This window comes from Caulobacter sp. CCH9-E1 (assembly GCF_001556515.1).
Lineage (GTDB): Bacteria > Pseudomonadota > Alphaproteobacteria > Caulobacterales > Caulobacteraceae > Caulobacter.
This window is the reverse complement of sequence record NZ_LSJA01000202.1, coordinates 1-7,903: the sequence shown is the minus strand read 5'-3', so window position 1 is coordinate 7,903 and position 7,903 is coordinate 1. Positions and strand designations below refer to the sequence as shown.

At 67.6% G+C, this 7,903-nt stretch carries 3 protein-coding genes; 1 reads left to right on the top strand and 2 read right to left on the bottom strand.

The genetic code is table 11. The features are described from left to right. Both AX690_RS12150 and AX690_RS12145 read right to left on the bottom strand, forming a co-directional pair. Window positions 1–4,660, bottom strand: a 4,660-nt coding sequence (locus tag AX690_RS12150; protein WP_066730391.1) for an NAD-glutamate dehydrogenase, incomplete at its 3' end; no start/stop codon positions are given. Between the two features lie 358 nt (window positions 4,661–5,018). Further along, entirely contained in the window at window positions 5,019–6,119 is a 1,101-nt protein-coding gene (locus AX690_RS12145) for an AI-2E family transporter (RefSeq protein ID WP_066686175.1), read from the bottom strand. Between the two features lie 92 nt (window positions 6,120–6,211). On the opposite strand from AX690_RS12145, the gene AX690_RS12140 reads away from it, so the two are divergent. Further along, window positions 6,212–7,687, top strand: coding sequence for a helicase HerA-like C-terminal domain-containing protein (locus AX690_RS12140; protein ID WP_066686164.1), 1,476 nt, complete (start codon window positions 6,212–6,214; stop codon window positions 7,685–7,687). Window positions 7,688–7,903 lie beyond the last annotated feature (216 nt).

Sequence of the window (7,903 nt, the reverse complement as noted above, 5' to 3'; positions counted from 1 at the left end):
GCGGGCGGCGGCCGGGGCCTTCGTCGGCGGCGAACTTGAGGACGGTCTGCGTGATCGCGGCCTGCTCGCCGAGCATGTCCTCGATCAGGCGACGGACCGCCAGGCGCTCGAAGCTGTCGCCGCCGACGAAGGCCCCGGCCGCCGCCCGCAGGCGGTCGAAGCCGAAGGCCGCGCCGACCTGGTGATACAGGCGGGCGACATTCTCGACGCTCCAGCTGGAGGCGTTGGCCAGATCGACCAGATCGGCCGCGGTGGTCAGCGGCTGCAGGGCCGCGACCGCCTGGGCCAGAGCTTCCGGAGCGCCGTCGGCGATGTAGGCCTTGGCGCGCTTGGCCACCGCCTTCTGCTCGAACGGCGACAGGATGGCGGGCGTCTGTCCGCGCAGCTTGGCGACCGACGGGCCGTACGCCTCGACTAGCGCCTTGACGCTGGACTTGTCGCGGAAGGCCCGGCGCGCCAGCCAGAAGCTCAGGCTGCGCAGGGCGTAGGCCAGGGCCTTGTAGAGCGCCGTCTGGCCGTCGGCGGACGCCTTGTTGTCGAGCGCGCCCACCTGATCCCACAGGGCGTCGATCCCCAGGATCTCGCGGGCGGCCGTGAAGCCGACGACCACGGCCGCGATATCCGAGCTGGCGGCCGCCTTCAGGCGGCTGGCGAAGGTCGGGCCGCACATGTTGACCATCTGGTTGCCGACCACCGTGGCGATGATCTCGCGCTTCAGGCGGTGCTTCTGCATGGCGTCGGCGTACTTGCCCAGCGCCTCGGGGAAATAGCCCCGCAAGGTGGCTTCGAACCAGGGATCATCCGGCGCCGACGAGGCGACGATCTCATCGAACAGATCGAGCTTGCCGTAGGCCAGCAGTACGGCCAGCTCCGGACGGGTCAGGCCCTTGCCGGCCGCCTTGCGCTCCAGCAGCGCCGTATTGGTCGGCAGGCCCTCGACGCGACGGTCCAGGCGGCCGCGGTGCTCCAGGTCGACCATGTAGCGGATCTGGGCGTCGACCTCCGAGACCGCGTCGCTCTCCAACAGGGTCAGGGCCAGGGTCTGATCGTAATTGTGCTCCAGCACGTGGTGGGCCACGTCGTCGGTCATCGAGGCCAGCAAGGTGTTGCGATCGGGACGGGTCAGTTCGCCGCCGCGCTCCAGGATGCCGGTCAGGATCTTGATGTTGACCTCGTGGTCGGAGCTGTCGACGCCGGCCGAGTTGTCGATGGCGTCGGTGTTCACATGACCGCCCGCCTGGGCGAACTCGATGCGGCCGGCCTGGGTCAGGCCCAGGTTGGCGCCTTCGCCCACGACCTTCACACGCAGGTCGGAGCCGTTGATGCGGATGGCGTCATTGGCCTTGTCGCCGGCGTCGGCGTTGCTCTCGCCCTTGGCCTTCACATAGGTGCCGATCCCGCCGAGATAGAGCAGTTCTGCCCGCGCCTTCAGGATCGCGGTCATCAACTCGGCCGGTGAGACGGCCTCGGCCTTCAGGTCCAGCATGGCGCGGACCTCGGGCGACAGCGGGATGCTCTTCAGGCTGCGGGCGAAGACGCCGCCGCCTTGCGAGATCTTCGACTTGTCGTAATCCTCCCAGGACGAGCGCGGCAGCTTGAACATCCGGTCGCGCTCGGCCCACGACACCGCCGGATCCGGATCGGGATCGAGGAAGATATGGCGGTGGTCGAAGGCGGCGAGCAGCTTGGTCTGCTTGGACAGCAGCATGCCGTTACCGAACACGTCGCCGGACATGTCGCCGACGCCGACGGCCGTGAAGGTCTCGGTCTGGATGTCCTTGCCCAGCTCGCGGAAGTGGCGCTTGACCGCCTCCCAGGCGCCGCGGGCGGTGATGCCCATGACCTTGTGGTCATAGCCGACCGAACCGCCGGACGCGAAGGCGTCGCCCAGCCAGAACCCGTAGTCCTCGGCTACGCCGTTGGCGATGTCGGAGAACGTCGCCGTGCCCTTGTCGGCGGCGACGACCAGATAGGGGTCCTGCCCGTCATGGACGACCACCGAGGTCGGCGGAACGACCTCGTTGTCGGCGTTGATGTTGTCGGTCAGGTCCAGCAGGCCTGACAGGAAGGTCTTATAGGCGCGGATCGCCTCGGCCTGGATCGCGTCGCGATCGCCGCCGCGCGGCAGCTGCTTGGGATAGAAGCCGCCCTTGGAGCCGACCGGCACGATCACCGCGTTCTTGACTTGCTGGGCCTTCACCAGGCCCAGGACCTCGGTGCGGAAGTCGTCGCGGCGATCGGACCAGCGCAGGCCGCCGCGCGCCACCGGGCCAAAGCGCAGGTGCACGCCCTCGATATGCGGCGCCGAGACGTAGATCTCGCGGAAGGGCTTGGGCGCCGGCAGGTCTTCCAGCTCGCGGGAGGCGATCTTGAAGCTGATATAGGGCTTGGGGCCGCCATCGGCGGCCGGCTGATAGAAGTTGGTCCGCTGGATCGCGCCCACCAGGGCGGCCAGCCGGCGCAGAACGCGGTCGGCGTCCAGGCTTTCGACGGCCTGCAGGGCCTCGACGATCTTGGCCTCGACGGCCTTGGCCTGGGTCGTTCGCGCCTTCAGGTCGCTGGCGATGGCCGGGTCGAACTTGACGCGGAAGAGGTCGAGGATCAGGCGCGTGACGGCCGGATGGTCGCGCAGCGCGGCTTCCTGCACCTGCTGGCTGGGATCCAGGCCCGACTGTTGGCGATAGCGCGCCAGGGCGCGGATCAGCGCCGCCTCGCGCCAGCCGACGGCCAGTTCGAGCACGATGCGGTTGAAGCCGTCGTTCTCGGCCAGGCCCGTCCAGATCGCGATGAAGGCTTCCTCGAAGGCCTGCCGGATCTCGTCGAACACGATGTGCTCGCCGGCGGGGTCGTCCAGCACGAACTCATGGACCCAGACCGAGTGCGGGCCGTCGAGCTCGTAGATGCTCAGACGGAAGCCGTCCTCGATCAGGGCCTTCAGTCCCATGCGCTCCAGGATCGGCAGCACTTCGGCCAGCGGCGCCGCGGCGCCGCGCAGGTAGAGCTTGAAGCGGAAGGTGCGGGCGTCGTCCTCCGCTCGGCGGAAGGCGCGCACGCGCGGCCGGGTGTCGGGGGCCAGCGTCTCGATGACGTCGATGTCCAGCAGCGCTTCCTGGGCGTCATACTGGTCGCGATAGCCGGCCGGGAAGGCGCGGCCATACTTGGCCAGCAAGGCGCGAACGCCGCCCGCCGGCGCGCCGCCGGCGCGGACCACCGCCTCGAAACGGTCTTCCCAGGTGAGCGCCGTATCGGCGATGCGGGATTCCACCCACGCCAGGTCGGGCTCGGGGTGGTCGCCGGGGGTGACCTCGATGATGAATTGAGCCCGCGCCAGGGGGGCGTCGGAAATTTCCGGATAATACTCCAGCACCTTGCCGTCATAGGCGTCGGCCAGGATCGCGCCCGCGCGCTCACAGACCTCGGTGTCGAAGCGCTCGCGCGGAATGTAGACCAGGACCGAAGCGAAGCGGTCGAACGGATCCATGCGGGCGAACAGCCGCACGCGCGGTCGGTCGATCAGGTGCAGGACGCCCAGCGCCATGGACAGCAGCGTGTCCTCGCTGGTCTGGAACAGCTCGTCGCGCGGCCAGGTCTCGAGGATGTTGCGCAGGCGCTTTTCGTTGTGGCTGCCCGGCGCCTTGGCGGCTCGGCGCATGATCCGCGCCACGCGGTGCCGGATCAGCGGCACCTCGCTGGCGGGCGTCTCATAGGCCTCGGCGGTGAACAGACCGACGAACCGCACCTCGCCCGAGGGCTTGCCGTCCGAGCCGTAGCGGCGCACGCCGACATAATCCATGAAGCCGCGACGGTGGACGCGCGAGCGCAGGTTGGACTTGGCGACCACGACGGGCGTTCCGGTCTCGAGCTGGCGGCGCAGTTGGACCGATAGGATCGCGGGCTCATGGGTCCGGCGCAGCACGGCTCGCGTCGAGTCCTTCAAGACCCCAAGGCCGGCTTCCGCTTCGTAGAGAGGTTCTTCAGCGGCGTAGCCGCCGTCGGCCGAGCGCGGATACTCGTAGACCCGCGCGCCGAGGAAGACGAAGTTGTCATTCTCGAGCCAGCGCAGGAAGGCGAGCTCCTCCTGGCGGCCTTCTTCGCTGGTGACGCCAGGGCTGGCGGACAGCTCGCCGATGGCGCGATGCATCAGCTCGCGCATGGCCTTGAAGTCGCCGACGGCGCGGCGGACGTCGAACAGGGTCTCGCGCACCTGCTCCAGCAGGAACTCGGCGCGGTCCTCGCCGACGGGATCGAGGTGGACCTGGATCAGCGACCGACCGATCCCGTCGATCTCGACCACTGGGTGGAACATGGCCCGGACCCGGAAGCCGCTTTCCGTGATCTCGCCCATGACGCTGTCGACCAGGAACGGGCGATCCTGCTGGACGATCTCAAGCAGGTCGCGTCCCGACGCGCCTTCCCCGACCGAACGCAGGCGGACGGCCGGCTGGTCGCCGGTGACGCCGACCGCGAAATCCCAGAAGTCGACAAGCGAAGCGGCGGCGGCCGGCGCCGACAGGACGGGCGCGTCCTCGACGGCCCAGTCGGCGTCGACCTGGGCCAAAAAGTCGCGCTCCGCCAGGGAGAGCTCCTGGACCGTCTTCCCGCGTGTCTGAGCGTAGGCGGCGGCTAGGTTGTGATTTGGGTCAATCTTTACGCCGCTCATGCCGCTTCCTCAAAAATTTTTCCGACCTACCTAGCGGAGAAAGGTGAAAACTCAACGCATATGCGGAGAATAAGCTACCTTTCGGTCCCGCCGGCGCGCTCGCCGCCAAGGAGCCGACGGCGCAGCTTTAAAGCGTAGCGCGCGGGCGAAAGCTTGTCGTTAACGGCTGGCCAAAAAGGGGGCGCGGAAACGGAAACGCCGCCGGCTGGGGGAAGCCGGCGGCGCGGGCCCGCTGGGGGATGCGGGCGTTTTCCGCTTCGATGGCGGCGGCCTTGCCGGCCGCGATCGGCGGGGGTCCGGGTGGGGGAGCCGGACTAACCCTAGATAGGGGCTTATCGCGTCCGTTTAAGAGGCGCGTTCACTTCTTTCGCGATCGGGCGACCTGACGCGGCGTGGCCGCTCCCAGGCGTTCGCCGTCAGGGTCGCCGTCCTCGGACAGCAAGATGGCGATCCAGCGCGAGCCCTCGAACTGGGCCAGGATCAGCATGGCCGCCACGGTCAGCGGCGTGGACAGGAACATGCCCGGCACGCCCCACAGCGCGCCCCAGACGGCGAGGGACAAAAGCACCACCGTCGGATCCATGTTCAGGCTGTCGCCTTGCATACGGGGCAGGACCACGTTGCCAACGACGAAGAAGATGCCTTGCAGGGCCACGAAAAGGATGATCGCCGGCCAGAAGCTCTCGGGGAACTGCACCAGGGCGAACAGGGGCGGCATGAAGCAGCCGATCGCGCCGCCCAGGATCGGGATGTAGGCGGCCAGGAAGATCAGGAAGGCCCAGAAGAAGGCGTTGTCCAGCCGCACCAGCATCATCACCACCCAGGCGCTGACGGCGATCATCAGGCCGGTGACCGTCTGGATCCACAGGTACTGTTCCACCCCGTCGCGGATGCGCCGAAACAGCTTCATGTTCTGCTCGCGCTCGGCATGCTGCGGGAACAGCGAGACGATCTTGCGCGCAAAGCCCCGCCGCGAGGCGATGATGAAGCCCAGATAGATCAGCACCAGCACGGCGCTGGAGGCGAAGTTGCCGAACGATTGCGCGGCCTGGCCGATGTAGCGTTGCGGATTCAGCTCGTTGATCAGGCTGCCGACAGTCGGGGCCACATGAATGCCAACGGCGTGAGCGGCCCTGGCGATGATGTCGTTCAGTCGCGGCGCGTAGTCCTTGAGCTGGTCGAAGAAGTCGCGCCCGTTCTCGATGACCACCCAGAACGAGGCGCCGAACAGCAGGACGGAGATGACGACCGCGGCGGGCAAGGCGACGCGCGCCGGAACGGCGGGCAGGCGCGCCGTCAGCACCCGGGCGAAACTGTCGATCATGACGGCCAGGAACACGGCCAGGGCCAGCGGGGTCAGAATGTCCTGCATCCAGTAGAGCGCCGCGCCGCCCGCGATGACGGCCAGGAACACCACGGCGTTGCGGGTGGTGGAAGGAGGCGAGGCTCGGGTGGGCATCTTCAAGGGCTCTACTGAAGCGTGGGGACATAGCCCATCACGATTGGCTGCGCTCAAGGCCCCGGCTAGGGTCCGGGATAAGGAGATTACTCATGCCGCTGGCCATCGGTGACAACCAGATCCTTCTCGGGCTTGGACAAAGCCCGGTCACACAACGCCTGGATCGCGCGAATCGACATGGCTTCGTCGCGGGAGCCACCGGAACAGGCAAGACGGTCACCTTGCAGGTCATGGCCCAAGCCTTCTCGGACGCCGGGGTGCCGGTGTTCGCCGCCGATGTGAAGGGCGATCTGTCGGGCTTGGCTATGCCGGGAGCGCCCAACGAGAAGATGCTGGCGCGGGCCGCCGCGATGGATCTGGCCTTGGCGCCGGCCGCGCCGCCGATGATCTTCTGGGATCTCTTCGGACAGAAGGGACATCCGATCCGCGCGACGATCTCCGAAATGGGGCCGCTGTTGCTGTCCCGCCTTCTGGAGTTGAACGACGTGCAGGAAGGGGTCCTGACGATCGTCTTCCATGTCGCCGACCAGGAGGGCTTGCTCCTGCTGGACCTTAAGGACCTGCAGGCGGCGCTGAAATACGTGGCGGACCACGCGGACGAGATCGGCACGCAGTACGGAAACGTGTCCTCCGCGACCGTCGGCGCGATCCAGCGCAGGCTTCTGACTCTCCAAACCCAGGGCGCCGAGGCCTTCTTCGGCGAGCCGGCCCTCGATCTCGCAGACTTGATGCGCACCGACACGGCGGGGCGGGGCTATGTCAGCCTCCTGGCCGCCGACCGGCTGATCCAGTCACCGAAGCTCTACGCCACCTTCCTGATGTGGTTGCTGTCGGAAATGTTCGAGATCCTGCCGGAGGTCGGCGATCCGGAGAAGCCCAGGCTCGTGTTCTTCTTCGACGAAGCCCACTTGCTGTTCAACGACGCGCCCAAGGCCTTGCTCGAGAAAATCGAGCAGGTGGTGAGGCTGATCCGCTCCAAGGGCGTGGGCGTATATTTCGTGACCCAGAATCCCGCCGACATTCCCGACGCGGTGCTGGGCCAGCTCGGCGCCCGGGTCCAGCACGCCCTGCGGGCCTATACCCCGGCCGATCAGAAGGGTCTGAAGGCGGCGGCTCAGTCATTCAGGAGCAATCCCGGCTTCGACACGGCGGAGGCGATCCAGGCGCTCGGCGTCGGCGAGGCCCTCGTCTCGACCCTCGATGAGAAGGGCGCGCCGCAAATCGTCCAGAAGACGCTGATCCGTCCGCCCGCCTCGCGCCTTGGTCCCATCACGCCTCAAGAGCGCGCCGCGGTTCAAGGCCAGAGCCCGGTAAGAGGGATTTACGACGAACCGATGGATCGCGACTCCGCTTACGAGATCCTGCAAGGCCGGGCTCGCCAGGCGCAGCTCCAGGCGAGGGAAAAAGAGCGCGAACTGGGGAGGGATGACGTGGGCGGCCGCCGCGCTTCCAATCGGCAGACCATGGCGGAGGCGTTCGCCGTAACGCTCGTGCGAACCGTCGCGTCACAGGCCGGGCGGGAGCTGATGCGCGGCCTTCTCGGCGGCCTCACGCGACGGCGGCGATAGGTCGGCGCCATGCGCTGTCAGCGGGCGATTTCGCGATGCGGGGGCGTTTCGTGGCGGCGTCGTGAGGGGCGAGCGTGACGGCGCGGCTTGCCTCCGCTTCGCGATTGCTGGAATAGGCGAGGCGCCGCGAACGATGGCGGCGCCCAGATCATGGTGGTTCGATGCGCGTAGCGATGATTGGCACGGGTTATGTGGGCCTGGTGTCTGGGGCGTGTT

Bases quoted from the DNA above. Each gene is read 5' to 3' on its own strand.
- AX690_RS12145 (WP_066686175.1), bottom strand. From the start codon at position 6,119: ATGCCCACCCGAGCCTCGCCTCCTTCCACCACCCGCAACGCCGTGGTG.
- AX690_RS12140 (WP_066686164.1), top strand. From the start codon at position 6,212: ATGCCGCTGGCCATCGGTGACAACCAGATCCTTCTCGGGCTTGGACAA.